Source organism: Kribbella sp. NPDC055110, from assembly GCF_053607525.1.
Map to the genome: position 1 here is coordinate 36,705 of NZ_JBSGTS010000027.1, position 24,331 is coordinate 61,035.

21 protein-coding genes and 1 tRNA gene are annotated in these 24,331 nt (G+C 68.6%); 10 read left to right on the forward strand and 12 right to left on the reverse strand.

The window, feature by feature from the left end; all coding sequences use genetic code 11:
- Nucleotides 1-90 precede the first annotated feature (90 nt).
- The 6 genes from ACWF0M_RS31225 to ACWF0M_RS31250 all read right to left on the reverse strand — a co-directional run bounded on the left by ACWF0M_RS31225 (nt 91) and on the right by ACWF0M_RS31250 (nt 7,714).
- Nucleotides 91-2,553, reverse strand: coding sequence for an ABC transporter permease (locus ACWF0M_RS31225; protein WP_452239313.1), 2,463 nt, complete (start codon nt 2,551-2,553; stop codon nt 91-93).
- 1 nt (nt 2,554) lies between these two features.
- A complete protein-coding gene (locus tag ACWF0M_RS31230; protein WP_452239314.1) occupies nt 2,555-3,334 on the reverse strand; it encodes an ABC transporter ATP-binding protein in 780 nt (259 codons plus the stop codon).
- A gap of 738 nt (nt 3,335-4,072) precedes the next feature.
- Nucleotides 4,073-4,750, reverse strand: a complete 678-nt coding sequence (locus ACWF0M_RS31235; RefSeq protein WP_452239315.1) for a response regulator transcription factor — start codon at nt 4,748-4,750, stop codon at nt 4,073-4,075.
- Nucleotides 4,750-5,928 carry a sensor histidine kinase gene (locus ACWF0M_RS31240; protein WP_452239316.1) on the reverse strand — a complete coding sequence of 393 codons (1,179 nt, stop codon included), beginning with the start codon at nt 5,926-5,928 and terminating at the stop codon, nt 4,750-4,752. Before ACWF0M_RS31240 ends, ACWF0M_RS31235 begins: the two co-directional genes overlap by 1 nt.
- 74 nt (nt 5,929-6,002) lie before the next feature.
- The gene (locus tag ACWF0M_RS31245; protein WP_452239317.1) at nt 6,003-6,644 is read right to left on the reverse strand and encodes a TetR/AcrR family transcriptional regulator; all 642 of its coding nucleotides are present in this window, start codon (nt 6,642-6,644) and stop codon (nt 6,003-6,005) included.
- 68 nt (nt 6,645-6,712) lie between these two features.
- Entirely contained in the window at nt 6,713-7,714 is a 1,002-nt protein-coding gene (locus tag ACWF0M_RS31250) for an acyl-CoA desaturase (RefSeq protein WP_452239318.1), read from the reverse strand.
- Nucleotides 7,715-7,836: 122 nt separating this feature from the next.
- On the opposite strand from ACWF0M_RS31250, the gene ACWF0M_RS31255 reads away from it, so the two are divergent.
- Both ACWF0M_RS31255 and ACWF0M_RS31260 read left to right on the forward strand, forming a co-directional pair.
- Nucleotides 7,837-7,908: transfer RNA gene (locus ACWF0M_RS31255), tRNA-Gln, on the forward strand.
- Between the two features lie 521 nt (nt 7,909-8,429).
- The gene (locus tag ACWF0M_RS31260) at nt 8,430-8,867 is read left to right on the forward strand and encodes a hypothetical protein (protein WP_452239319.1); all 438 of its coding nucleotides are present in this window, start codon (nt 8,430-8,432) and stop codon (nt 8,865-8,867) included.
- A 57-nt stretch (nt 8,868-8,924) separates the two neighbouring features.
- Here the strand turns inward: ACWF0M_RS31260 and ACWF0M_RS31265 are convergent, their stop codons facing one another.
- The 5 genes from ACWF0M_RS31265 to ACWF0M_RS31285 all read right to left on the reverse strand — a co-directional run bounded on the left by ACWF0M_RS31265 (nt 8,925) and on the right by ACWF0M_RS31285 (nt 12,551).
- Nucleotides 8,925-9,359 (reverse strand): GNAT family N-acetyltransferase, encoded by a 435-nt coding sequence (locus ACWF0M_RS31265; RefSeq protein WP_452239320.1) that lies wholly within the window; start codon nt 9,357-9,359, stop codon nt 8,925-8,927.
- A gap of 20 nt (nt 9,360-9,379) precedes the next feature.
- Complete coding sequence (locus ACWF0M_RS31270; protein WP_452239321.1) at nt 9,380-9,820, reverse strand: NUDIX hydrolase; 441 nt, start codon at nt 9,818-9,820, stop codon at nt 9,380-9,382.
- Nucleotides 9,820-10,866 carry a threonine ammonia-lyase gene (locus tag ACWF0M_RS31275; RefSeq protein ID WP_452239322.1) on the reverse strand — a complete coding sequence of 349 codons (1,047 nt, stop codon included), beginning with the start codon at nt 10,864-10,866 and terminating at the stop codon, nt 9,820-9,822. Before ACWF0M_RS31275 ends, ACWF0M_RS31270 begins: the two co-directional genes overlap by 1 nt.
- 115 nt (nt 10,867-10,981) lie before the next feature.
- Nucleotides 10,982-11,563: a nucleotidyltransferase domain-containing protein gene (locus ACWF0M_RS31280; RefSeq protein WP_452239323.1), complete on the reverse strand. Its 582-nt coding sequence runs from the start codon at nt 11,561-11,563 to the stop codon at nt 10,982-10,984.
- 169 nt (nt 11,564-11,732) lie between these two features.
- A complete protein-coding gene (locus ACWF0M_RS31285) occupies nt 11,733-12,551 on the reverse strand; it encodes an alpha/beta fold hydrolase (RefSeq protein WP_452239324.1) in 819 nt (272 codons plus the stop codon).
- A 616-nt stretch (nt 12,552-13,167) separates the two neighbouring features.
- On the opposite strand from ACWF0M_RS31285, the gene glmU reads away from it, so the two are divergent.
- From glmU to ACWF0M_RS31300, 3 genes are read left to right on the forward strand one after another with little or no spacing between them, the layout of a single operon-like run.
- A complete protein-coding gene (glmU, locus tag ACWF0M_RS31290; RefSeq protein WP_452239325.1) occupies nt 13,168-14,619 on the forward strand; it encodes a bifunctional UDP-N-acetylglucosamine diphosphorylase/glucosamine-1-phosphate N-acetyltransferase GlmU in 1,452 nt (483 codons plus the stop codon).
- 30 nt (nt 14,620-14,649) lie between these two features.
- Complete coding sequence (locus ACWF0M_RS31295) at nt 14,650-15,630, forward strand: ribose-phosphate diphosphokinase (protein WP_452239326.1); 981 nt, start codon at nt 14,650-14,652, stop codon at nt 15,628-15,630.
- A 1-nt stretch (nt 15,631) separates the two neighbouring features.
- Nucleotides 15,632-16,393: a DUF1932 domain-containing protein gene (locus ACWF0M_RS31300; protein WP_452239327.1), complete on the forward strand. Its 762-nt coding sequence runs from the start codon at nt 15,632-15,634 to the stop codon at nt 16,391-16,393.
- Here the strand turns inward: ACWF0M_RS31300 and ACWF0M_RS31305 are convergent.
- Nucleotides 16,386-17,054: a hypothetical protein gene (locus tag ACWF0M_RS31305; protein WP_452239328.1), complete on the reverse strand. Its 669-nt coding sequence runs from the start codon at nt 17,052-17,054 to the stop codon at nt 16,386-16,388. The two genes, ACWF0M_RS31300 and ACWF0M_RS31305, sit on opposite strands and share 8 nt — an antisense overlap.
- 706 nt (nt 17,055-17,760) lie before the next feature.
- Here ACWF0M_RS31305 and ACWF0M_RS31310 point away from each other — a divergent pair.
- The 5 genes from ACWF0M_RS31310 to ACWF0M_RS31330 are packed head-to-tail and all read left to right on the forward strand — an operon-like array spanning nt 17,761 to nt 24,271.
- The gene (locus ACWF0M_RS31310) at nt 17,761-18,384 is read left to right on the forward strand and encodes a 50S ribosomal protein L25/general stress protein Ctc (protein ID WP_452239329.1); all 624 of its coding nucleotides are present in this window, start codon (nt 17,761-17,763) and stop codon (nt 18,382-18,384) included.
- A gap of 43 nt (nt 18,385-18,427) precedes the next feature.
- Nucleotides 18,428-19,003, forward strand: coding sequence for an aminoacyl-tRNA hydrolase (gene pth, locus ACWF0M_RS31315; RefSeq protein WP_452239330.1), 576 nt, complete (start codon nt 18,428-18,430; stop codon nt 19,001-19,003).
- Complete coding sequence (gene mfd, locus ACWF0M_RS31320) at nt 19,000-22,629, forward strand: transcription-repair coupling factor (RefSeq protein WP_452239331.1); 3,630 nt, start codon at nt 19,000-19,002, stop codon at nt 22,627-22,629. The genes pth and mfd overlap by 4 nt, the downstream gene beginning before the upstream one ends.
- A gap of 28 nt (nt 22,630-22,657) precedes the next feature.
- Nucleotides 22,658-23,281 carry a hypothetical protein gene (locus tag ACWF0M_RS31325; protein ID WP_452239332.1) on the forward strand — a complete coding sequence of 208 codons (624 nt, stop codon included), beginning with the start codon at nt 22,658-22,660 and terminating at the stop codon, nt 23,279-23,281.
- 6 nt (nt 23,282-23,287) lie between these two features.
- Nucleotides 23,288-24,271 carry a MazG family protein gene (locus tag ACWF0M_RS31330; RefSeq protein WP_452239333.1) on the forward strand — a complete coding sequence of 328 codons (984 nt, stop codon included), beginning with the start codon at nt 23,288-23,290 and terminating at the stop codon, nt 24,269-24,271.
- The last annotated feature ends 60 nt before the right edge of the window (nt 24,272-24,331 follow it).

Genomic DNA, 24,331 nt, shown 5'->3' on the forward strand with positions numbered 1-24,331 from the left:
AACCTCGCGTCTGCCGCGCCGGCAGGCCGGCGTGGGGGGGGGGGGTTGACGCGGCCCGCCCGGCCCCCACACCCGGGGCCCGCCGCTGGCTTATTCGGTCGCCAGTGCGCCGGCTGGTGCGACCTTGGCCGCGCGGCGGGCGGGGAGTACTGAGGCGAGTAGGCCCGCGATCGCGGCCACGGCGGCGATGACGATCAGCAGGGTCCCGGGTACGGCGTACTCGACGCCGCCCTCGACCGTCTGGCCGCCCATCAGCGCGCTCGTTCCGGTCCAGCCGTAGATCAGACCGAGGACGATCCCGAGACCGGCCGCGACCAGTGCCATCAGCAACGATTCGATCGCGAGCATCCCGCGCAGCTGACGGCGGGACAGGCCCATCGCCCGGAGCAGGGCGTTCTCCCGGGTCCGCTCCAGCACCGACAGGCTGAGCGTGTTGCCGACGCCGACCAGCGCGATCAGCACCGACACCCCGAGCAGACCGACGCCGACGATCAGCAGTACGTCGAAGATCTTCGTGTAGCTGGTCCGCTCGGCCAGTCCGCCCTGCACGGACAGATCCTTGACGGTCGGAATCGACTGCTCCACGGCATCGACGACGTCCCCGCCGTCGGCCTTCGGGTCCGACGCCAGCCAGAACCCGGTCACCGGCGCGCTCGGCGCGAGCTTCGACAGATCGGCCGCCGTCAGCGTGATCGGGTCGACCCCGATCGCCAGCCGGGCGGTCAGTGTGACCTTGTGCTGTCCCGACACGATCGTCACCGGCGAGCCCTCCTCGAGCTTCAGGCGCTTCATGATCGGGTAGGTGACCAGCGCCGTACCCGGCTTCAGCTTCGCGCTCAGCGCGGAGTTGTGGATCACCGCGCCGGCCTTGTCCGCGTCGATACCGGTGACGTCGATCTCCTCGCCGCCGGCTTTCACGGTCACCGTACTGATCGGGACGACCTGGGTGATGCCCTTGATGTCACGGAGTTGCTGCTCGGCGCCGGCCGGCATCTTCTCCTTGTACGTCGTCACCATCAGGTCGACCGGATACTGGCCGTCCATCGATACGTCAAACGTTTTCCGTACGGAGGCGATCCCGACGCAGGTGAGGCTGATCAGCGTCACGCCGATGAGCAGCGCCGACGTGGTGGCCGCCGTACGCCGGGGGTTGCGGACCGCGTTCGCGACGGCGATCCGGGCGGGTACGCCGCCACTGCGGGCGGGGAGCGCGCCGATCACGCGGATCAGCGCCGGGACGAGTAGCGAGCCGATCGCGAGGATGCCGAGGAACGAGATCGCGCCGCCCGCGACACCGATCAGTACCTGGTGCTGCTTCGCCCCGGCCGCCAGCAGTACGCCGCCGCCGGCGAGGAGCAGGAAGCCCAGCACCAAACGCAGTACGCCGGCCTTGGTCGCGGCGGCCGGAGCCGCCTCGGGACGGAGTGCGGCAAGCGGCGCCACCTTCGTCGCCCGCCGAGCCGGTACGACGGCTGCGATCAAAGTGGCCACTGTGCCGAGCAGGAGCGGCAGGAAGATCGACGACAGGTCGAGGTGCAACGGCACCGGAGGGATACCCCAGTCGAACTCGCGGGACAGCGCCAGCGCCAGGGCGGAGAGCGCGACGCCGAAGACGACTCCGATCGCGGACGCGATCACGCCGACCACGGCGGCCTCCGCGAGGACCGAGGAGAACACCTGCCTGCGGGACGCGCCGACGCAGCGCAGTAGCGCCATCTCGCGGGTGCGCTGGGCGATCACGATCGTGAAGGTGTTGCCGATCACCAAGCAGGCCACGAACAACGCGATCACGGCGAACATCCCGAACACCCCGCCGAGAACATCGATGCCGTGAGTCAGGCCCTCCACCTCGTGCTGAATGAAGGCCTCACCGGTGTAGACGGTGAGACCGCTCGCCACCACGGACTGCGCGGCGTCCGCGAGTTGCTGCTGGGTGACGCCGGGCTTCGCGGCCAGTGCGATCCCCTGAGTGAACGCGCCCGGGTCGAAGATCTTCACCGCGGCCGGAGTCGCGACCGCGGACGCGCTGCCGACGTACTTCGAGTCGTCCAGCAGCCCGACGACGGTGACGGTCCACGACTTGTCGTCGTACGAGCTGATCCGCAGACTCTGGCCGACGCCGACCTTGTGCTTGGCCGCGGTCCTTGCCGGGAGGGCGATCTCGTTCGTTGCGGTCGGCAACCGTCCGGACGAGGTGCCGGGGCCGGCGATCTGCGCTGTGCTGTAGAGCGCGTCGATCGGGACCGTGGTCCCGCGGACCAGGTCGGGGAATGCGACGTCCATGTACGCCGTTGTCAGCGTGACGACCGCCGCGGCCTGCGGCAGTTTCTGGACCTTGGCGATGTCGTCGGGGGAGATGGTCGACTGGTCCGGGTAGACGACGGCGTCAACGCCCTTGTACTGCGCGCCGATCGTTTCGTCGACACCGTGTGACGCGGACGAGTGCACGGTCATCGCGAGCGAGCCGAAACCGACCCCGAGGACGATCGCCAGACAGGCGGCGATCAGGCGGCCCAGGTGGGCGCGCAGCGAGGAGAGGAGCGAACGTCGCACGTCAGGCCCCCAGCTGACGCAGCGCGTCGAGAACGCTCTCCGGCGTCGGCTGCCGCAGCTCGCCGGCCAGCTTGCCGTCGGCAAGCATCACGACGCGGTCGGCGTACGACGCCGCGAGCGGATCGTGCGTCACCATCACCACGGTCTGACCGAACTCACGCACCGAGCGGCGCAGGAAGCCGAGCACCTCGGCGCCGGACCGCGAGTCCAGGTTGCCGGTCGGCTCATCCGCGAACACGACCTCCGGGCGGCCGACCAGGGCCCGCGCCACCGCGACCCGCTGCTGCTGGCCACCGGACAGCTCCGACGGGCGGTGGGTGAGCCGGTCGCTCAGCCCTAGTACCTCGATCAGCGTGGAGAGCCACTCCTGGTCCGGCTTGCGATTGCCGAGCTCCAGCGGGAGCAGGATGTTGTCGTTCGCGGACAGCATCGGGAGCAGGTTGAACGACTGGAACACGAAGCCGACCCGATCGCGGCGGATCTTGGTCAGCTCGGAATCCGGCAGCCGGGTCAGCTCGGTCTCGCCGAGCAGTACCTGGCCCTCGGTCGGGGTGTCCAGCCCGGCCAGGCAGTGCATCAGCGTCGACTTGCCGGACCCCGACGGGCCCATGATCGCGGTGAACTGGCCGACGCCGAAGTCGACCGAGACCCCGTCGAGCGCGGCGACCGCGGTATCGCCCTGTCCGTACACCTTGCGCAACTCGTGCGCCCGGATCGCGGTCCGCGGCTCCCCGTCCTGCGGCAACCGCCCAGCCGCAAGCTCCCCGGTCTGCAAACTCATGTCACTCCTCGGATCAACGTGATGTTGCCCAAGAAACTAGTGATCCCGGGCCCCCGATTCGTCGGACCAGGGTGTGGACCGCACGTCCTACCTAGGTATTACGCCCCTCCGCTCCCCAGTCCCTACCCGCACCGCACCACACCACCGACCGCACCACACCACCGGTCGCACCGCGCCACCGCTCGCTCCGCGACCACCGCACGCACCGCGCCCGGTATGCACCGCCCGATCCGTGTCGCCGACCGGTGTCGGCCAGTGCCGGCGCGCGCGGCGAGGTCCTCCGCACACGAGGGGATATCCGATGGTGTTGTGGGTTCTCTGTTGGTGTTAGAGGGGAGAACCCACAACGCCAGGGGATATCCGGTCTCGTGTCGGCTGGGTGGGTGTTGTGGTGCCGGCTGGTGGGTTGTGTGTGCGATGGCGGGAAGTAGGAGGCCAGTGGTGAGATAACCCGCCAGTGCGCCGAGGTGGGTTTGGAGGTCGAGCGTGGTGACCTGCCGATGGGCCGGCATGAGGCTGCCCCGGCCGGGGGAGTCGGCTGGGGGATCGGGTTGGTGGTGGCGCGGCTGGTTGCGGCGGGGTGATGTGCACGCTCGACAGGTAGTGCACCGGCGAGACGGTGTACGCGCGGACGCGTTCGCGCTCAGGTGCACTACCCGGCCACCCGACACATCCTGTCGAGCGTGCACATCACATCAAGCCCTGCGACCACCCACACAGCAGTCGCAAGAGCCACCATTACTTGGTCGGTCGGACCAGTCCGGTCTCGTAGCCGAGGACAACTAGGGCGACCCGGTCGCGGAGGCCGGTTTTGGCGAGGATTCGGCCGATGTGGGTCTTGACTGTTGCCTCGGACAACGTGAAGAGTTTGGCGATCTCGGTGTTCGACAGGCCGCGGGCGACCTCGACCAGTACCTCGCGTTCGCGGGCGGTCAGGTCGGCCAGGTCGGGGCGTTCGGTCTCGGTGTCGGGCAGTGCTCCGGCGAAGTGCTCCAGCAGGCGTTTCGTCGTACTGGGAGACACCACGGCGTCACCGGAGTGCACCTGGCGGATCGCGCTCAGCAGATCGGCTGGTGGGGTGTTCTTGAGCAGGAAGCCGGCCGCGCCGGCCTTGATCGCAGCGAACGCGTACTCGTCCAGATCGAACGTGGTCAACACGATCACCCTCGGTGGCTGTGTTGATGCCTGGGGCAACGACTGCAGCCGGCGCGTGGCCTCGACGCCGTCCAACCGTGGCATCCGGACGTCCATCAGTACGACGTCGCACGCGGTCACCTGGATCTTCTCCAGTGCCTCGCCGCCGTCGCCCGCCTGGCCGACCACCCGCATGTCGGCCTGCGAGTCCACCAGCATCGTGAAACCCGCCCGGACGAGTTCCTGATCGTCCACCAGGAACACGCGGATCACGTCGTCCATTACTCTCCAGTCGGCAGGTTGTACGGCAGTCGGGCGATCACCTCGTAACCACCGCCCGCCTTCGGTCCGGCGCTCACCGTACCGCCCGAGACCGAGGCGCGTTGCCGCATCCCGACCAGGCCGTGACCCGGGTCCGAGCTCGGCGCGACGCCGGCGCCGCGGCCGTCGTCGGTGACCACCACGGTCAGCATCTCGCGCCCGAAGTCCAGACTGACGGACGTGCGCGCCCCGGGCCTGGCGTGTTTCAGCGTGTTCGTCAGCCCCTCCTGCACGATCCGGTACGCCGTCAGCCCGAGCAGCGCCGGGAGATCGCGGGGTTGCCCGGTAACCTCGTAGCTGACGCTGAGCCCGGCCTCGCGGACGTTCTCGATCAGCTCGGGCAGGCTGGAGACGCCGGGCTGCGGGCGCGGCTGGTTCGGGTCGAGGTCGTTCTGCTCGTCCTGTTTGAGCAGGCCGAGCATCTTGCGCATCTCGGTCAGGCTCGCGCGGCCGGTGTCGCCGATCGTGGCGAGCGCCTTCTTCGCCGCCTCGGGTGACTGGTCCGCGGCGTACAGCCCGCCGTCGGCCTGGACGATCATGATCGACAGACCGTGCGCGACCACGTCGTGGATCTCGCGGGCGATCCGGGTCCGTTCGTTGCTCACGGCCAGTTTCGACTCGCGGTCCCGGTCGCGTTCGAGTTGGGCGGCCCGCTCCTCGAGCTGAGCGACGTACAGGCCGCGGGTACGGCGGCGCTCGCCGAGCGCCCAGACGCCGAAGACGAGCGCGCCGAGCGCGACCATCATCGTGACCTGCTGCTTCCAGTCCGAGTTCGACCAGTACCGCGAGGTCGCCATCAGGACACCGAGACCGCCGATTCCCAGCGCGATCCGGCTCAGTCGTACGTCGCCGTACACGGAGATCGCGTACAGCGCGACCAGCAGGCCGACGTTGCCGGGCATCAGCTCGACGGCGCCGAGCCACTGCAGGACCGCGACCGAGCAGACGACGAAGAAGACCAGCTCGGGGTGGGTACGGCGCCAGATCAGCGGGACCAGCATGCCGAACGCGAGGACGCCGCTCAGGTGCGCCTGCGCGAGTGACAGGAAGCCGAAGATCATGCAGAGGCCACCGGCCAGCAGCAGGTCGAACGCCCTGCTCCGGGCAGGCAGCGGCCGCGCGGTCAGCATCCCCGTCATGCTGGCCAGGGTACGGGGCCCGGTCTTGGCGGGGGTCATTCCACGGTCGGATGTCGGCGTACGACCAGAGGCTGTTACTTGTGCGGCCGGGTCGCGAGAACGGGCTTCACCTCGAGGCCGGACAGGCCGTTCCAGGCGAGGTTGACGAGGTGCGCGGCGACGTCCTGCTTCTTCGGTTTGCGGGCGTCCAGCCACCACTGCCCGGTGAGTGCGACCATGCCGACCAGCATCTGGGCGTACATCGGGGCGTTCTTCGGGTCCAGCCCGCGGCGCTTGAACTCCTCGGCCAGGATGTGCTCGACCCGGGTCGCGACGTCGCTGAGGATCGAGATGAACGAGCCGGTCGACGAACCGACCGGTGAGTCGCGGACCAGGATCCGGAAGCCGTCGGAGTTGTTCTCGATGTAGTCGAGCAGCGCCAGCGCCGCCTGCTCGACGAGCTCGTGCGCCCGGCCGGCCGTCAGCGCGCCGGTGACACCGTCGAGCAACGCCCGTACCTCACGGTCGACGACAACGGCGTACAGACCTTCCTTGCCGCCGAAGTGTTCGTAGACGACCGGCTTGGAGACCTCGGCACGGTGTGCGATCTCCTCGACCGAGGTGGCCTCGTACCCCTTCTGGGCGAACAGGCCGCGGGCGATGGTGATGAGCTGCTCGCGACGTTCGGCACTGGTCATCCGGATTCGGCCGGACCGCCGCGGTTTGGGTTCCGTCACGTCGTGATCACGTCAGCATCATGCCGCACTTCGGTGTTGCCGGTGGACGATTTACGGCCGATGGTGCCTCAGGCAGCCGCTTTCAGTGTCTTGGCGTTGCCGTCGGCGCGGCGGGCCTCCAGGCGCTCACGCACCGGCCAGCGGACGTCGCTGGCCCAGCCGCTCTTCTCGAAGATCCAGATGCAGCGGGCGGACGTGTCGAGCTGTCCCTTGAGTACGCCGTGCCGCGCGCACGTCGGGTCCGAGTGGTGCAGGTTGTGCCACGACTCGCCCTGGCTCAGGATCGCCAGCCACCACACGTTGCCGGACTTGTCGCGGCTCTTGAACGGCCGGTCGCCGATCGTGTGGCAGATCGAGTTGATCGACCAGGTGACGTGGTGCAGCAGCGCGATCCGGACCAGGCTGGCCCAGAAGAACGCGGTCAGCGCGCCCATCCACGACCAGGACCAGAGGCCGCCGATGACCGCCGGCGCGAGGAGGCTCACGGCGACCAGGAGCGGGAACATCCGGGACACCTGGACGACGTCCTTGTCCTTCAGCAGATCCGGCGCGTACTGCCGCTGCCGGGTCTGCTCGGTGTCGAACAGCCAGCCGACATGCGCGTGGTAGAAGCCCTTGGTGAGCGCGCCCAGCGTGTTCCCGTACTTCCACGGGCTGTGCGGGTCGCCGTCACGGTCGGAGAACTTGTGGTGCTTGCGGTGATCGGCCACCCAGCGGATCACCGGGCCCTCGATCGCCAGCGAGCCGGCGATGGCGAGCGCGTACTTCAGCGGGCGGTTCGGCTTGAACGACTTGTGCGTGAACAGCCGGTGGAACCCGATCGAGATCCCGTGGCCGGCGACCGTGTAGAAGACCACCGCGAGTACGACGTCCCGCCAGCCGAGGAACCCGCCCCACGCGATCGGCACCGCCGCCAGCACCGCCAGGAACGGGATGCCGATGAACAGCGCCAGCGCGACCTGCTCCCACAGCTTCTTCTGCTCACCGCCGAGCGTTCCGGTGTTCACGTCCTCGACGACCGGCGCGGTACGGGCGGGCGCATCCGGAGCGGCAACGGCGGGTGGAGTCATATCTGTCAATCCCTCAGCTCAGCGTGTCCTTACCTACGCTACCGTAACCTACGGGACCGTAGGTAGGAACCCCTCAGCGTGTCATCCACCCCACTCATGGCAAACTGTCCCGGCAACCACGATCCCCCGTGGGGTAATCGGCAGCCCGCGAGACTTTGAATCTCGAAGACCAGGATCGAAACCTGGCGGGGGAGCTAGGACCGGGTTCTTCCCGGTGGATTGAGTGACGGATCGTTCCCCCGGCGTCGTCGACGGCAGCCTGGACGCCCTCACCATCGACCCACCGGAGGATGCCGGGCAGGGTCTCTCGCCAGCTCACGCCCTCGGGCAACTTGTCGGGGAGCGGGTCTCCCGCCGACCTCGATCCTGCTCCTGAAAAGACCTCTCCGTAGGGCTGACCGGTCCGCGCCGCGATCAGTAGGTCGTACTGCCATGCCTTCGTCCCGGGCCTTGGTGCGACGTCAAGAAGCCACTGTGAGTGGTCCACGGTGATGCGTATCTCTGCATCTCCCACATAGACGATCTCGGCGCCGAACGTACTTTCCCCACGGCAGGAACTCAGGGTGTATCCGTTGGCGATCAACCACGCAATCGTCTCTCGTACGTCGTCCGGAGCGAACCGTTGCAAGAACTGGCCGGCCTCAAGATCCTCCACACGTTCAGCGTAGGCTCACGACTCCGGGATATCGGGGGACCGCGTCGGTAGCATCGCGCCATGGCAGTCACGGCGTCTGGGGTGTTTCGGCGGACCGCTATCGAGCGGGCGGATCAGCGAGTCTCGTGGGAGCGAACGGATCGGGCGTTCTTCTCGAGTGGGGCGTGCCACGTGTTGGCCTGGACCTGCAGGGACTTCTATCCCGATCAGGGGATCGACTTGGCGGCGCTGTACCTGGGTGATTTCGAGCATCCACTGCATGTGTACGCGAGGTGGGGCACATGGGTGTTCGATGCGTCGGGTTGGAACCTCGAGTCCGAACTCCTGCAGGTCAACAGCGACTTCGAGGGTCTCCCCGTCCGTGAGGTGGAGACGATCAGCAGCGACCTTCAGGAGTTCTGCGAACGGCACGTGCATCGACAACCGCACCAGTACTGGGCAGATCCGACAGAACGCGCACGCGCCTACGTCAGCCGACACGACCCGCCCTGGCTTTAGGCGCTCCCGGCGCCTGCTACGACACCTGATCTGCTCGAGCCCGATGCGATCGTCGGATCAGGTCAGGGTCTTCTTGAAGAAGGCGGCGGAGTCTTCGTAGCCGAGGGCCAGGTAGAACGGTCCTGCTCGGCGGCTGGCGAGGGCGAGGTAGGCGGCGCCGGTGGACTCGGCCCATCGCTCGGCATGCTCCATCAGCAGGCGACCGATTCCGGACTGCCGCTGGTTCTCGTCGACCATGACCTCCTCGACCCACGCGACGCAACCGTTGGCGAGGAAGGTGAGATGGCTGTTGCCGAGGAGGTAGCCGACGATGCCTTCAGCGGTTTCGGCGACCAGCAGCAGCGTGTCGGGTACGTCGACCAGTTGCTTCCACGTCGCGTCGAACGCGGACCGTTCGGGAGTGAACGAGGTGGCGAAGGCCTGGGCGAGCGGCCAGACGTACTCGCCGTCTTCGAGCCGAGCCGGACGGATGACGACCGCAGGAGCAGACACGAAGTCATTCTCCTATGCGGTCACCGTTCGACCTTGAGTAGGTCGGTCAGCAGGTGGCCGAGTTGTGGTGGGAACACGGTTTTGGCAGTCTCGATCAGCTCCTGCGCGGTCCACCAACGGAAGCCGAGGATCGTGGTGGTTTCGTAGTTGCTCAGCTGCGCCGGGGCCGGCGTGAAGCGCCCGACGCGGTGCAGGAGCCATTCCTCGTGTACGTCGACAGTCTCGCCGTTGAACTCGTACGTGTGATCCCGCGTCCACACGTGGGTCCCCGGCGGCAGGTCGCGCAGACCGGTCTCCTCGTACGTCTCGCGCGCGGCGGCCGTCTGGAGGGACTCGTCGGGTTCGACGCCGCCGCCGACCGGGTACCAGCACTCGGCGTCGGTCTTCGGGTCCTTGGCGTGGATGAGGAGCAGGCGGTCGTTCTCGTCCAGCAACAGGAGTTTCACCGCGAGCCTCGCCATCAGAGGCCGACCCAGCCCCGGTACTTGTCCAGGTCGACGTTGCTGCCGCACACGATCGTGAACACCTGCCGTCCGGCGAAGCGCTCGCGGTCCTCGAGGACTGCGGCGATGCCGAGTGCAGCCGACGGTTCGACGACGAGGCCGGCGTGGTCGAGCAGCATGCAGAGGCCGGTGACGATCGAGGATTCCTGGACGAGTACGGCGTCGTCGGCGACGACGAGGAGGTCGTCGAGGACCTCCGGGATGGGGATGCGGCCGGCGACCCCGTCCGCGATGGTGTCGGTTGTGTCGGTGGTGATGACGCGGCGCTGGTGCCAGGAATTCGTCAACGCCGGTGCGCCGAGCGGCTGAACGCAGATCACCTCGACGGCCGGCGCGAGCGTCTTCAGCACGTATCCCACACCCGTCGCCATCGCACCCCCGCCGAGCGCAATCAGCACCACGGGCCGCTCGCTCGCGCGATCGAGCCGCCGCTGCTCGATCCGCGCCTGATCAAACCGTGGCTGATCGATCCGCGCCGGGTCGATCCGTTCCAGGTCGAGCTGTGGGACGAGTTCGAGGCCGATGGTTGCGGCGCCTTCGCACGTCTCGAGGTCCAGGCTGTCCTCGAGCAGGCGGATCCCGTCGTACTGCGCGATTGCGGCAGCCCGTTCGCGGGCGAGTTCGTGGTCGCCGTCGACGAGTTCGAGCTTGGCGCCGAGCGCGCGGATCCGGTCGAGCTTGGTCGTGGTCGCGTACCGCGAGGCGACGACCGTGACGTCGAGACCGCGATCGCGGCTGGACCACGCGAGCGCCTGCCCGAGGTTGCCCGCGCTCGCGCACACCACCGCGCGTGAGTCGCTGCCCGCGAGCTGAGTCGCGACGACCTCGGTACCGCGACCTTTGAAGCTTCGTACCGGATTCGCCGTCTCGAGCTTGATGTTGATCGCACAGCCGAGCACCAGTTCCAGCGCCTCGCACCGATACAAGGGACTGTCGAGGAACACCGGGTCGATGACCTCGCGCGCCGCACGAATCCGATCCATGTCGAGCCGCGTCGCCTGCACAGCACCGCAGCCTACGCAATCGTGCGGGTGCATCGGTCTGGGAACACCCCGCGGTGTCGGGGCACAGGCGATACCTTGTTCACCGACCCCGCCGAGTGTTCCCAGTCCACCAACGTCAGGTCAGCGCAGGCAACCACTCGTGGTCGGGGTAGCGCGAGGCGATGCGATCGTGCAGCCAAGCGCGACGGGCCGGGTCGAGCGCGGCGGCGACGTCGCGGAAGTCCTGGATGTCCTTCGGGCGGTCGCTGCGGGACTTGAACAGCAGCACGATCTCCGGCGCGAGGTACGGCGTACCGTCGGCCGTCGTGAGCGTGATCTCGTCGAGCGGTTTGCGCAGGGTGCCGCGGCCGCGGTGGTAGACCCAGTCGTCGCCGTCGGAGGCCGCGAGGATGATGCGGACCGGCGCCGGGAACAGGTCGTCGGGGAAGGCAAGTACGTCGGGACCCGGCGTCAAGGACTCACCCGGTGCCCAGGGGCGTTGGTCGCCGGTGTTCGGGTTCTCGACCGTCGGCCGCGGGTCGGTGAACGTGGCGGCGACCAGGTCGAGGTCGCGGGCCAGGGCGAGTACGTCGACGTCGGTGTGCGGCCGCCGTACCCGATCGGCGAACAGGTCGAGCGCCCACCCGCCGGCGATCCAGTAGAGCCCGGGGTAGTCGGTGAACAACGCCCGTACGGCGCTCAATGCTTCGAAATGCATCTGGGACTCCTCGCAGGAAGGTCGGATGCGGTGAGCCCCGGTGAGAGTCAGAGCCGCCAGAAGATCCGAGGCGGCACCGCGCAGAAATCGCGCACAGCAACCACCTCCTTCTCGCTCTGACACTCAGCTCAGGATCGTATCGACGCCGTGAGAGTCCGGCACACGGTTTTCAGTTGTCCAGGAATTCTCGGATGTGTTGGGACCAGGTTTCGGGTTGTTCGAAATGGCACATGTGGGCGGTGTCGGGGATGACGGCGAGTTGGCTGGGGACGGCTTGGTGGAGGCGGCGCGCGAGTTGCACGGGGAAGCCCATGTCCTTCTCGCCGTGCAGGATCAGGACGGGTTTCGCGAAGGCGCGGAGGATCTGCTCGGGGTCGCCCGTGATCCACGGGTGCATGAGGCCGTTCATTGCGCGTTCCTCGGACCAGTCGCCGAGGTCGGTGTCGAGGGATTCGAGCAGCTGCAGGTACGCCGGTGCGCGGGCGAGGTCCCACACGAAGATCGTCGAGTTGCGCAGGGCGCCGTTCGCCTCGTCCTCGACCCGTTGGCGGCGCTGGTACTCGTCCCAGTCCGCGAGGTAGACAGCACTGTCCGCGGACGAGTACGCCGACGTCGACGCGAGCACCAACCGCCGTACCTGCTCGGAATGCTGGTGCACGAACTCCATCGCCGCGCGCCCACCTGTCGAGAACCCGACCAGGTCGACCGCCCCGAGCCCGAGTCTCTCGATCAGCCGATGCGTGTCCCGTACGACGAACTCCGGCTGCAGGTCGTCGTCAGGCAGACCCCGACCACTCCGCCCGCACCCGCGGAAGTCGAACATCACCACGTGGTGATCCCGCGCCAACGGCTCGAACCCAGGCACCAGGTACCCATGCCCGACATCAGGACCGCCGTGCATCACCACCACAGAAGGCCGATCACTCCGCCGCCCGAGCTCCCGGACGAACAGCGTGACGCCCCCGACATCCACCAGCGAATCGCCCATACTGCAAGGATTCCAGGCCCCTCCGACAATCCTGATCCGATGACGTTCGCCTGAGCCTCCGCGCCGGGCGAAAAGCGACAGACACCTTGCAAGCAGCGCGGCTGGGTCTTTCGACATGTCGTTGTCGGGCGCTTTTCTGCAGGCTCGCGCCAGGTGCTGAACGACCGAACTGGCGCTCGGGCAGGCCACGGACCGCGAGCCCGTGGATCGCGGCGACCACCTCCGCCGGTACGCGGGCCGTCCCGATCCGCAGCCCGGCCCAGGCGGATCCTCACGCAGGCACAACCGGTGGACCGTGTGGCGTGTCGGCCGGATCGAGTGGGTTCTGCCTGCACGGGGTGACCGCGTACTGCGCCCAGGTCGGACTTGGTCGAGGCGACGTACCGCAGGACCAGGATCCCGCCCGGCGTGCCGATGAAAGGTGGCGAAGTAGGTCACGATGATTACCGAGAGTCACCGGACGGGGCGGTTGGTGTTCCGGGTGGGGTGAGATCGGTCTCGCGGTCCCCGTGCGGGCGGGTGTTCGGGAAGCAAGTAGGCTTGCGCGGGCGCTGTTTCGGGTGCCCATGCTGATACTTGTCGAAAGAACTCGCAGGGAACTCGAGGAGAAGACCGCGTGACTTCCCATCGCCCCGCGGCGGTCGTGATCATGGCCGCCGGTCTCGGAACCCGGATGAAATCGGCGACCCCGAAGGTGTTGCACGAGATCGGCGGGCGCAGTCTCGTCGGTCATGCCGTGCTCACCGCGCGGGCGCTCAGTCCGGAGCACCTCGTGGTCGTGGTCGGCAACGGCCGCGAACTGGTCGAGGAACACCTCAAGAACGTCGACCCGGAGGCCCGCACCGCCGTCCAGGAGCGGCAGCTGGGCACCGGCGACGCGGTCCGCGCCGGGCTCACCGCCATACCCAAGGACTTCGACGGCTCGGTGATCGTGACGTCGGGTGACGTCCCGCTGCTCGAGGCGGAGACGCTGCACGACCTGATCGCCGAGCACGACAAGCACGGCAACGCGGTCACCGTCCTGACCGCGCGGGTGCCTGATCCGACCGGGTACGGGCGGATCGTGCAGGGCGCGGATGGCACCGTCGCCGCGATTGTCGAGCACAAGGACGCGACCGCGGAGCAGCGGGCGATCGACGAGATCAACGCCGGGATCTACGTGTTCGACGCGGCCACCCTGCGGGACGGTCTCAGCCGGCTCACCACCGACAACGCCCAGGGCGAGCTCTACCTGACCGACGTGATCGGCATCGCCCGGACCGACGGCAAGCGGGTCGGCTCACACGTCACCAACGACGAGATGCAGACCGAAGGCGTCAACGACCGGGTCCAGCTCGCCACGCTGCGCGCCGAACTGAACCGCCGTACGCTCACCAAGCTCATGCGCGAGGGCGTCACGATCGTCGACCCGAACACCACCTGGGTCGACCGGACCGTCGACCTCGCCCAGGACGTCACCCTGCTGCCGAACACCCAACTGCACGGCGCCACCGTGGTCGGGAGCGGTACGACGATCGGCCCGGACACCACGCTCACCGACGTCGAGATCGGCGAGAACGCGACGATCATCCGCACCCACGGGACGCTCGCGGTGATCGGCGACGGCGCGAGCGTCGGCCCGTTCGCGTACCTGCGCCCGGGCACCAGGCTCGGCGTGAAGGGCAAGATCGGCACGTTCGTCGAGACGAAGAACTCCACCATCGGCGACGGCGCGAAGGTCCCGCACCTGACCTACGCCGGCGACGCGACGATCGGCGAGGGCGCGAACATCGGCGCCGGCACGATCTTCGCGAACTACGACGGTGTCGCGAAGCACCCGACGCACGTCGGCAAGCACTCGTTCATCGGCAGCAACTCGGTGATCGTGGCGCCGCGGACGATCGCCGACGGCGCCTACCTGGCGGCCGGTACGGCGCTCACCGAGGACGTCGGCCCGGGCGAGATCGCGGTCGCGCGCGGCCGGCAGCGCAACATCAAGGGCTGGGTCGCGCGGAAGCGTCCCGGCACCAAGACCGCCGCGGCGGCCGAGGCGGCGCTCGCCGATCAGCCGGACGAGCAGCAGGCCTGAGCGGTACGAGAACAACGGGAGGCGCGGGCGATGAGCGGGATGAAACGAACCACCGAGAAGAACCTGATGGTTTTCTCCGGCCGGGCGCATCCCGGTCTGGCCGAGGAGGTGGCCACGGAGCTCGGGTCCGGCCTGGTCCCGACCCAGGCGTACGACTTCGCCAACGGCGAGATCTACGTCCGGTTCGAGGAGTCGGTCCGGGGCAGCGACGCGTTCGTGATCCAGAGCCACACCTCGCCGATCAACGAGTGGATCATGGAGCAGCTGATCATGGTCGACGCGCTGAAGCGGGCGTCGGCCAAGCGGATCACCGTGGTGCTCCCGTTCTACGGGTACGCGCGGCAGGACAAGAAGCACCGCGGCCGGGAGCCGATCTCGGCCCGGCTGATGGCCGACCTGTTCAAGACCGCGGGCGCCAACCGGCTGATCTGCGTGGACCTGCACACCTCGCAGATCCAGGGCTTCTTCGACGGCCCGGTGGACCACCTGATGGCGATGCCGATCCTGAGCGAGTACGTCCGGAACAAGTACGGCGACGAACAGCTGGCCGTGGTGTCGCCGGACGCCGGCCGGATCAAGGTGGCCGAGCAGTGGTCGGCGCGGCTGAACAACGCGCCGCTGGCCTTCATCCACAAGACCCGCGACATCGACCGCCCGAACGAGACGGTCGCGAACCGGGTCGTCGGTGAGGTCAAGGGCCGGGTCTGCATCCTGGTCGATGACATGATCGACACCGCCGGCACCATCACCAAGGCGGCTGACGCGCTGTACGCCGAGGGCGCCGCGGGCGTGGTGATCGCCGCGACCCACGCGATCCTGTCCGGTCCTGCGGTGGACCGGCTGAAGAACTGCCAGGCCAGCGAGGTGATCGTCACGAACACGCTGCCGATCGCCGAGGAGCGCCGCTTCGACAAGCTCACCGAACTGTCGATCGCGCCGCTGATCAGCCGCGCGATCCGCGAGGTGTTCGAGGACGGCTCGGTGACCAGCCTGTTCGAGGGCCGCGCCTGACATGCGGATCGCCGTCTTCCACCCGGGAGCGATGGGTTCGAAGCTCGCGGCGCAGCTGGTCGCCGCGGGTCATGAGGTGTCCTGGGTGCCGGACGGTCGCAGTGACGCTTCCAAGGCGCGGGCCGACGAGGCCGGGCTGCTCGGTGCGTCCTTCGCGGACGCGGTGGGCGGTGCGGAGGCGGTGCTTTGTTCGTGTGCACCGCAAGGCGCGGTCGACATCGCGCGGCAGGTTGGCGCTGCGGGCTTCGCGGGCTTGTACGTCGAGGCGAATCCGCTGTCCCCGGCGTCGTTGCGTGAAGCCCAGTCCGCCGTACCCGATGCAACGTTCGTCGACGCCGGTGTGGTTGGGCCACCGCCGACTGGTGGGCCTAGCCCGACACATCTGATGCTGTCCGGTACGGCGGCCGACCAGGTCGCAGCGTTGTGGGCCGGGACCGCGGTCACCCCGATGGTGGTCGGCGCCGAACCGGGTGCGGCCAGCGCGGCGAAATCGTCGTACGCGCTATACAACAAGGGCAAGGCGGCGCTGGCGGTGCTCGCTTTCCAGCTGGCCGAGAAGCACGGTGTCACCGAGGCGCTGATCGCGCAGCAGACCCGCGCGGACGGCGGCTCGCTGAAGGATCCGGGACTCCCGGACCAGCTCCGCGGTGTCGCCTGGCGGTGGGGTCCGGAGTTCGACGAGCTGGCCGAGACCTTGGACGCTGCGGGCCTCGAAGGCGACGCGGCCCGCGCGCTCCGGCAGGTCTGGACCAAACTCAGCTGAACGTCGGCTGCCCGTAGTCGCGCAGCACGAACGGCGGGATCAGGTCGATCAGCCGCGTCATCGCGTCCAGCCGGGCCAGCACATCCGGTACGACGAACCCGTCGACCGACCAGGACACGAACGCGTTCCCGGCGATCTGCCACTCCAGCCCCGGGTTGAACAGCACGCACTCCATCATCCGGGGATGCATGACGGCCGACCCGTACCGCTTGTCGACGCACTCCACGCGGAACCGGTCGTTGAACTGCTGGTTCTCCAGCTCGAGATCGCCTCCGAGGAACATCCGCCGCAGACCCGACTCGTGCCGGATCGTCAGCGGCGGCAACGCGACCGGGAGGGTCAGGGCGACCAGGTTGACGGTGTGGGTCTGCTGGGTCTTGCCGTTGCTGGTGACGTACGTGTAATCGAGTACGCACAGACCGCGGCCGTTGTACACGCCGGCGTACGTCTCGCCGGGCTCGCCCTCGCGGAACAGGTTCGCGGCGATCTGCGCCAGCCACGGGTTCGGCGGGGCCGGATACCACCCGACCGACGCCACCTCCGCGGCGCGCTGCCTCAGCAGCTCCTGCCGGCGGCGCATCCGCCAGACGATCAGGCCGGTCACGCCACCGATCAGCACGATCGGGAACAGCAGGCTGAGCACGGCGTACGGCGAGATCACCGGAGCAACGTACCGAAGCCGGGGTCCTGAAAAGCGGTGTGATCTGCAAGCTCGACAGGATGTGTCGGGTGGTGGGGTAGTGCACTTGAGCGTGAACGTGTCCGTGCGTACAGCGTCTCGCGGGTGCACTACCTGTCGAGCGTGCACATCACCCCGCCGCGAGCAGCCGCGCCGCCACCAGCCCGATCACCACCGGATATCCCCTGATGTTGTGGGTTCTCCCCTCTAGTACCAACAGAGAAGCCACAACACCATCGGATATCCCCTCGTATGCGGTGCGTGCGAGCGAGCGAGGGGTGGTGTGGTGCGGTGGTGAGGTGCGGTGGTGCGATCGTGACTGGAGACAGGAGTTGGTGGGTGGAGACAGGAAATGTGCTGTTCCAGCCCTCCAGGGTCTGTCTCAAGTCCCCGGGTGCGCCGCCACCCACACATCCGGCCGGAGGGTCGGAAAAGCGCTCACCGGAACCCCGTCGGACCTGGAGCAAAATGCCTCGGCGGGACGGATTTCCCGTCTGGCCGGGCTCGTGGGTAGACTGTTTTGGTTGCCTCGGCGAGGGACGCCCCCCGTGAACTGTTGGGCGCGGCTCCGTGATCGACGCGGTGGTTCGTTGCCTGACGCCTTCTCGGGGTCAGCAGGCGCCCGCTGAGGCCGCAGCCGAGTTCTATCCAGACAACAGATCACCGCAACGCTTTGAGGAGTTCAGTCGTGGCCGAGGTCAAGATCCAAGCCGAATCGCGCACGGAGTTCGGCAAGGGGGCTGCCCGCCGAATCCGCCGGGACAACAAGGTTCCCGCTGTCCTGTACGGCCACGGCAGTGACCCGGTGCACATCACGCTGCCCGGTCACGACACCATGCTGGCCCTGAAGACCGCCAACGCCCTGCTGCTGATCGAGGTCGAGGACGGCGAGTCCCACCTGGCGCTGCCGAAGCAGGTCCAGCGCGACCCGCTGAAGGGCACCATCGAGCACGTGGACCTGGTCATCGTCCGCCGCGGCGAGAAGGTCCAGGTCGACATCGCCGTGCACCTCGAGGGCGACGCCGTCAGCGACGCCCTGGTCGTCCTGGAGGCGCAGAGCATTCTGGTCGAGGCCGAGGCGACGCACATCCCCGACGGTGTCACCGTGTCGATCGAGGGCCTCGAGATCGGCGCCCAGATCCACGCGTCCGACCTGACCCTGCCGACCGGTACGACGCTGGCCGTCGAGCCGGACACCCTGGTCGTGAACGTCACCCAGCAGCCGACCGCCGAGCAGCTCGAGGGCGACACCGAAGGCGCCGAGGGTGCCGAGGGCGCTTCGGCCGAGCCGGTGGCCGCCGCGGCCGAGTAGTCTGCTGCCGCAGCACCAGACATCTTCGGGAGGGCCGGGATCCGTGGCGGACGACGTGTGGTTGGTCGTCGGACTGGGGAATCCCGGCCCTTCGTATGCCCGCACCCGGCACAACATCGGGCAGCTGGTCGCCGACGAGCTGGCGGCCCGGACCGGCGCGAAGTGGAAGCAGAGCAAGCAGGTCAAGTCCGAGGTGATCGAGACCCGGATCAGCGGCCTGCGGACGATCCTGGCCAAGCCCCGCGCGTACATGAACGAGTCCGGCGGACCGGTGTCGGGGCTGCTGAAGTTCTTCAAGCTGGACCCGGCCAACCTGGTCGTGGTGCACGACGAGCTGGACATCGACTTCGGTGTCCTGCGGTGCAAGTTCGGCGGCGGCGACAACGGCCACAACGGGCTGAAATCGCTGCGGAAATCGCTTGGCACCGGTGAGTACTATCGAGTTCGGTTCGGTGTGGGTCGTCCGCCGGGCCGGCAGGCACCCGCCGACTTCGTCCTGAACGAGTTCTCCGCGACCGAACGCAAGGACCTTCCGTTCGCCGTCGACCGCTCTGCAGATGCAGTCGAATCCCTGCTCACCGACGGCCTAGAGGCAACTCAAGGGAAGTACAACTCGTGAAACTCAGCGGTCTCGTCGACACCCTGATCACCGATCCGGTGGTGGCCGAGGCCGTTCGGGACGCCCGCGGCGACACCGTCACGACCCTCGACCTGAGCGCGCCGACGCCGGTGCGCCCGGTCCTGCTCGCCGCGATCGCCGCGGCCCAGAACGGCGCCGACCGTCCGGTGCTCGCCGTCACCGCCACCTTCCGCGAGGCCGAGGAGCTCACCGAGGCCCTCCAGTGCCTCGTCGAGGAGCCCGGCACGGTCGCCTACTACCCGGCCTGGGAGACGCTGCCGCACGAGCGCCTGTCGCCCCGCTCCGACACGGTCGGCCGGCGACTCGCCGTACTGCGTCGTCTCGTGCATCCGGATCCGTCCGACGAGACGACCGGTCCGATCCGGATCCTGGTCGCGCCGGTGCGGTCCGTGCTGCAGCCGCAGGTCGCCGGGCTCGCGGACCTGAGGCCCGTGCAGTTGCACGTCGGCGACTCGGTCGAGCTCGAGGACGTCGTCGAGCGGCTCGCTGCCGCGGCGTACCACCGGGTGGACCTGGTCGAGCGGCGCGGGGAGTTCGCGGTCCGCGGCGGCATCATCGACGTCTTCCCGCCGACCGAGGAGCACCCGCTGCGGGTGGACTTCTTCGGCGACGACGTCGAGGAGATCAGGTACTTCGCGGTCGCCGACCAGCGCTCGCTGGAGATCGCCGAGCACGGTCTGTGGGCCCCTCCGTGCCGCGAGCTGCTGCTGACCGAGGAGGTCCGCGCGCGGGCCGCCGTACTGGCGAAGGAACATCCCGAGCTGGCCGAACTGTTCGAGAAGCTCGCCGAAGGGCATGCCGTCGAGGGCATGGAGTCGCTGGCGCCGGTGCTCGTCGACCACATGGAGCTGCTGGTCGACCTGATGCCGGCCGGTACGCACGTGGTTGTCAGCGATCCCGAGCGGGTGCGCGCGCGGGCACATGACCTGGTGGCGACCAGCCAGGAGTTCCTGGAGGCGTCCTGGGCCGCGGCAGCCGGTGGCGGGGAGGCCCCGATCGACTTGGGCGCGGCGGCGTACATGTCGCTCGGCGACGTCCGGTCGCAGGCCCTGAGCAAGGGGCTGGCCTGGTGGAGCATGTCGCCGTTCGCGGCCGCTCCGACCGACGCGCCCGAGCTGCGGGACTCGATGGGGGCGCGGGTCGCGTTCGACATCGACACCGAGGCCGGTGCGGTCACCAGCAGGATCCTCGCCGTCCACGAAGTCGACCCGTACCGCGGTGAGACGGCGGCCGCAGCCGAGGACATCCGCGGCTGGCTCCGGGACGGCTGGCGCGTCGTGTGCGTCACCGAAGGGCACGGTCCCGCGCAGCGGCTGGCCGAGGTGTTCTCCGAGGCCGAGCTGCCGGCCCGGGTGGTCGACGGGATCGAGGAGACCCCCGAGCCCGGCGTCGTACTGATCTCGCAGGGCCAGCTGGAGCAGGGGTTCATTGCCGAGGGCATCAAGTTCGCGGTGCTCACCGAGAACGACCTGGCCGGCCAGCGCTCGATGGCCGAACGCCGTTCCCAGCAACGGATGCCGTCGCGCCGCAAGAAGACGATCGACCCGCTCGAGCTGCAGCCCGGCGACTACGTCGTCCACGAGCAGCACGGCGTCGGCCGGTACGTCGAGATGATGCAGCGGACCGTCGGCACCGGATCCCAGAAGGCCACCCGCGAGTACGTCGTGATCGAGTTCGCGCCGAGCAAGCGCGGCCAACCCGGCGACCGCCTGTACGTGCCGACCGACCAGCTCGACCAGGTCACGCGGTACGTCGGCGGCGAGCAGCCGTCGCTCGACAAGATGGGCGGCGGGGACTGGGCCAAGCGCAAGGGCCGCGCCCGCAAGGCGGTCCGGCAGATCGCCGGCGAGCTGATCAAGCTGTACGCCGCGCGCCAGGCGACCAAGGGGCATGCCTTCGCCAAGGACACCCCGTGGCAGCGCGAGCTCGAGGACGCGTTCCCGTTCGTGGAGACGCCCGACCAGCTCGCCACCATCGACGACGTCAAGCACGACATGGAACGCGTCATGCCGATGGACCGGATCGTCTGCGGCGACGTCGGCTACGGCAAGACCGAGATCGCCGTCCGGGCCGCCTTCAAGGCGGTGCAGGACGGCAAGCAGGTCGCCGTACTCGTGCCGACGACGCTGCTCGTGCAGCAGCACTACGCGACCTTCGCCGAGCGGTACGCCGCGTTCCCGGTGAACGTGGCGCCGCTGTCGCGGTTCCAGACCGACAAGGAGGCCAAGGCCACCATCGACGGTCTCGCCGACGGGTCGGTCGACGTGGTGATCGGGACGCACCGGCTGTTCAGCGGCGAGGTCGCGTTCAAGGACCTCGGGCTGGTCGTGGTCGACGAGGAGCAGCGGTTCGGCGTCGAGCACAAGGAACAGCTGAAGCGGCTGCGCACCGCGGTCGACGTACTGACGATGTCCGCGACACCGATCCCGCGGACCCTGGAGATGTCGATCACCGGGATCCGCGAGATGTCGACGATCGCGACCCCGCCGGAGGAGCGGCACCCGGTGCTGACCTTCGTCGGCGCGTACGAGGAGGGCCAGGTGACCGCCGCGATCCGGCGCGAGCTGCTCCGCGAGGGCCAGGTCTTCGTCGTCCACAACCGGGTGAACACGATCGAGAAGGCGGCTGCGCGGATCCGGCAACTGGTCCCCGAGGCGCGCGTCAGCGTCGCGCACGGCCAGATGAACGAGCACACGCTCGAGAACGTCATCCAGGGCTTCTGGGAGAAGCAGTTCGATGTGATCGTGTGTACGACGATCGTCGAGTCCGGGATCGACATCTCGAACGCGAACACGATGATCGTCGAGCGCGCCGACCTGCTCGGCCTGTCCCAGCTGCACCAGCTCCGCGGCCGGGTCGGTCGTGGCCGGGAGCGCGCGTACGCATACTTCTTCTTCCCGCCGGAGAAGCCGCTGACCGAGACCGCGCACGACCGGCTCGCCACCATCGCGCAGCACTCGGATCTGGGCGGGGGTATGGCGGTCGCGATGAAGGACCTGGAGATCCGCGGCGCCGGCAACCTGCTCGGCGGCGAGCAGTCCGGGCACATCGCGGACGTCGGCTTCGACCTGTACGTGCGGCTGGTCGGCGAGGCGGTCGCGGAGTACCGCGGCGACACCCAGGCCGAGGAGCCCGAGGTCAAGATCGAGCTCCCGATCGACGCGCACCTGCCGCACGACTACATCCCGTCGCAGCGCCTGCGCCTGGAGATGTACCAGCGGCTGGCCGCCGTACGGGACTCCGACGGAATCGCCGAACTGGTCGAAGAGCTGCACGACCGGTACGGCGACATTCCGCAGGCCGTGCTGAACCTGATCGAGGTGGCGAAGTTCCGCAACCACGCCCGCCGGGCGGGGCTGCACGACGTCACGCTGCAGGGGAACCTGATCCGGTTCGGACCGGTCGAACTGCCCGACTCGAAGGTGCTCCGGCTCAACAGGCTGTACCCGAAGAGTCTGGTGAAGCCGCAACTGCATACCATTCTGGTGCCACGACCTGCCACCCGGCAGATCGGCGGTCAGCCGCTCCGCGACCAGGAGCTGCTGCAATGGTGCACCCGGTTGATCGACGACGTGATCGCCGAACCTATTGTGGTGCCCGCGTGAACCTGACAGGACATTGCGAGGAGATTCGGTGAGCACACGGCTTCGGGCTCTCGGTGTGGTGGTGGCGACGGTGCTGCTGACCGGCGGTTGTGCGGCGGGCACCCACCCCGGCGCGGCAGCGATGATCGGTGACACCGAGATCAGCATCGGCGACGTCGACAAGACCTCGCGCGCCGTCGGCGCGGCACTCGGTGAGGCGTACCCCGACCAGGCCGCGCTGAACGGGATGGTCAGCAACGAGCTCGCGGCGCAGGTCCGGCAGCAGAAGGCGATCCCGGTCAGCGACGCGGAGGTGGCCGACGCGGCCAAGAACGCCGTGGCGCCGAGCGCCGAGGCGTACCAGAAGCTGCAGGCCGATCCGGCGTCCCGCGCGTTCCTGGACAAGCTCGCCGCGACGCTGATCGTCACGATCAAGCTCGCCGGCGGCAAGGGCATCCACGACACGGACGGCCAGCAGAAGGCGCAGGAGGGGCTGCAGGCCCTGAACGCCGCCTCGAAGGACATCAAGGTGACGGTCGCGCCGCGCTTCGGTCAGTGGAGCGACGGCCGGCTCGACACGGCGGTCTCCGGTTCGCTGTCCAAGGAGTCCGACCAGACCGCGGCCAAGCGCAAGGCCGCCGAGGCCGCCGCCCAGCAGCAGGGCCAGGGCTGACGGCGAATGCCTGACGGGTCCGCGGGTGGTATCAAGGTCGTCCTCACGAGTCCTCGTGTCGCCCCCGGGCTCCTCACCCGCGCCACCTGGCAGGCGCTCGAGGCCGCCGACGAGATCGGCGCGGCAGGAGGGCCGGACCGCCCCGACGTACAGGCCGTGATCGGTTCCGGCCTGGTCGTCACGCAGGTCGACGCCGGTGCCGAGGCCGCCTGGTCGTGGCTCTCGTCCGCGGCCGAGGCCGGCCGGCAGGTCGTGTGGCTGACCGGCGACGACGGCGAGCCGGGACTGCTGCGGGTCGTCGCGGACGAGCGGACCCGGGACCCGCAGGCGGCGTACGGCGTGGAGATCCTGCACGGGGCGTACGACGTACCTGGGGCGCGGCTGATCGATCTGGTCCGGGTGATGGACCGGCTGCGGCGGAACTGCCCGTGGGACCAGGAGCAGACGCACGAGAGCCTGGCGAAGTACCTGCTCGAGGAGACGTACGAGACGCTCGAGGCGATCGACACCGGCGACCGGGACCACCTCCGCGAGGAACTCGGCGACCTGCTCCTCCAGGTCGCCTTTCATTCCCGGATCGCCCAGGACGACGAGATCTTCACGATCGACGACGTAGCCGCCGACATCGTCGAAAAACTCATCCGCCGCCACCCCCACGTCTTCGGCACCGTCGACGCAGCAGACGCCGCCGCCGTCGAGGCCAACTGGGAAACCATCAAGGCCGCCGAAAAACAACGCTCTTCAGTCCTCGAAGGCATCCCCCTCGCACTCCCCGCCCTGGCCCTGGCCGACAAGGTCCTGGGCCGCGCCGCCAAGGTCCTCCCCGCCGAACTCCCGCCCGCGGCCGACACAGACCTCGACCGAATCGGCCACCAACTCATGACCATCGTCCGCGAGTCCCGCACCCTAGGCGTAGACGCCGAACAAGCCCTCCGCCTCGCCGTCCACCAACTAACCACCGAAATCCGCGCCGCCGAAGGCACCGAGTAGATCCGTCGGGGCTTACGGCTCTCCGACCAGGCAGGGGCGAGTTCGCCAGGCTCCCGCGAA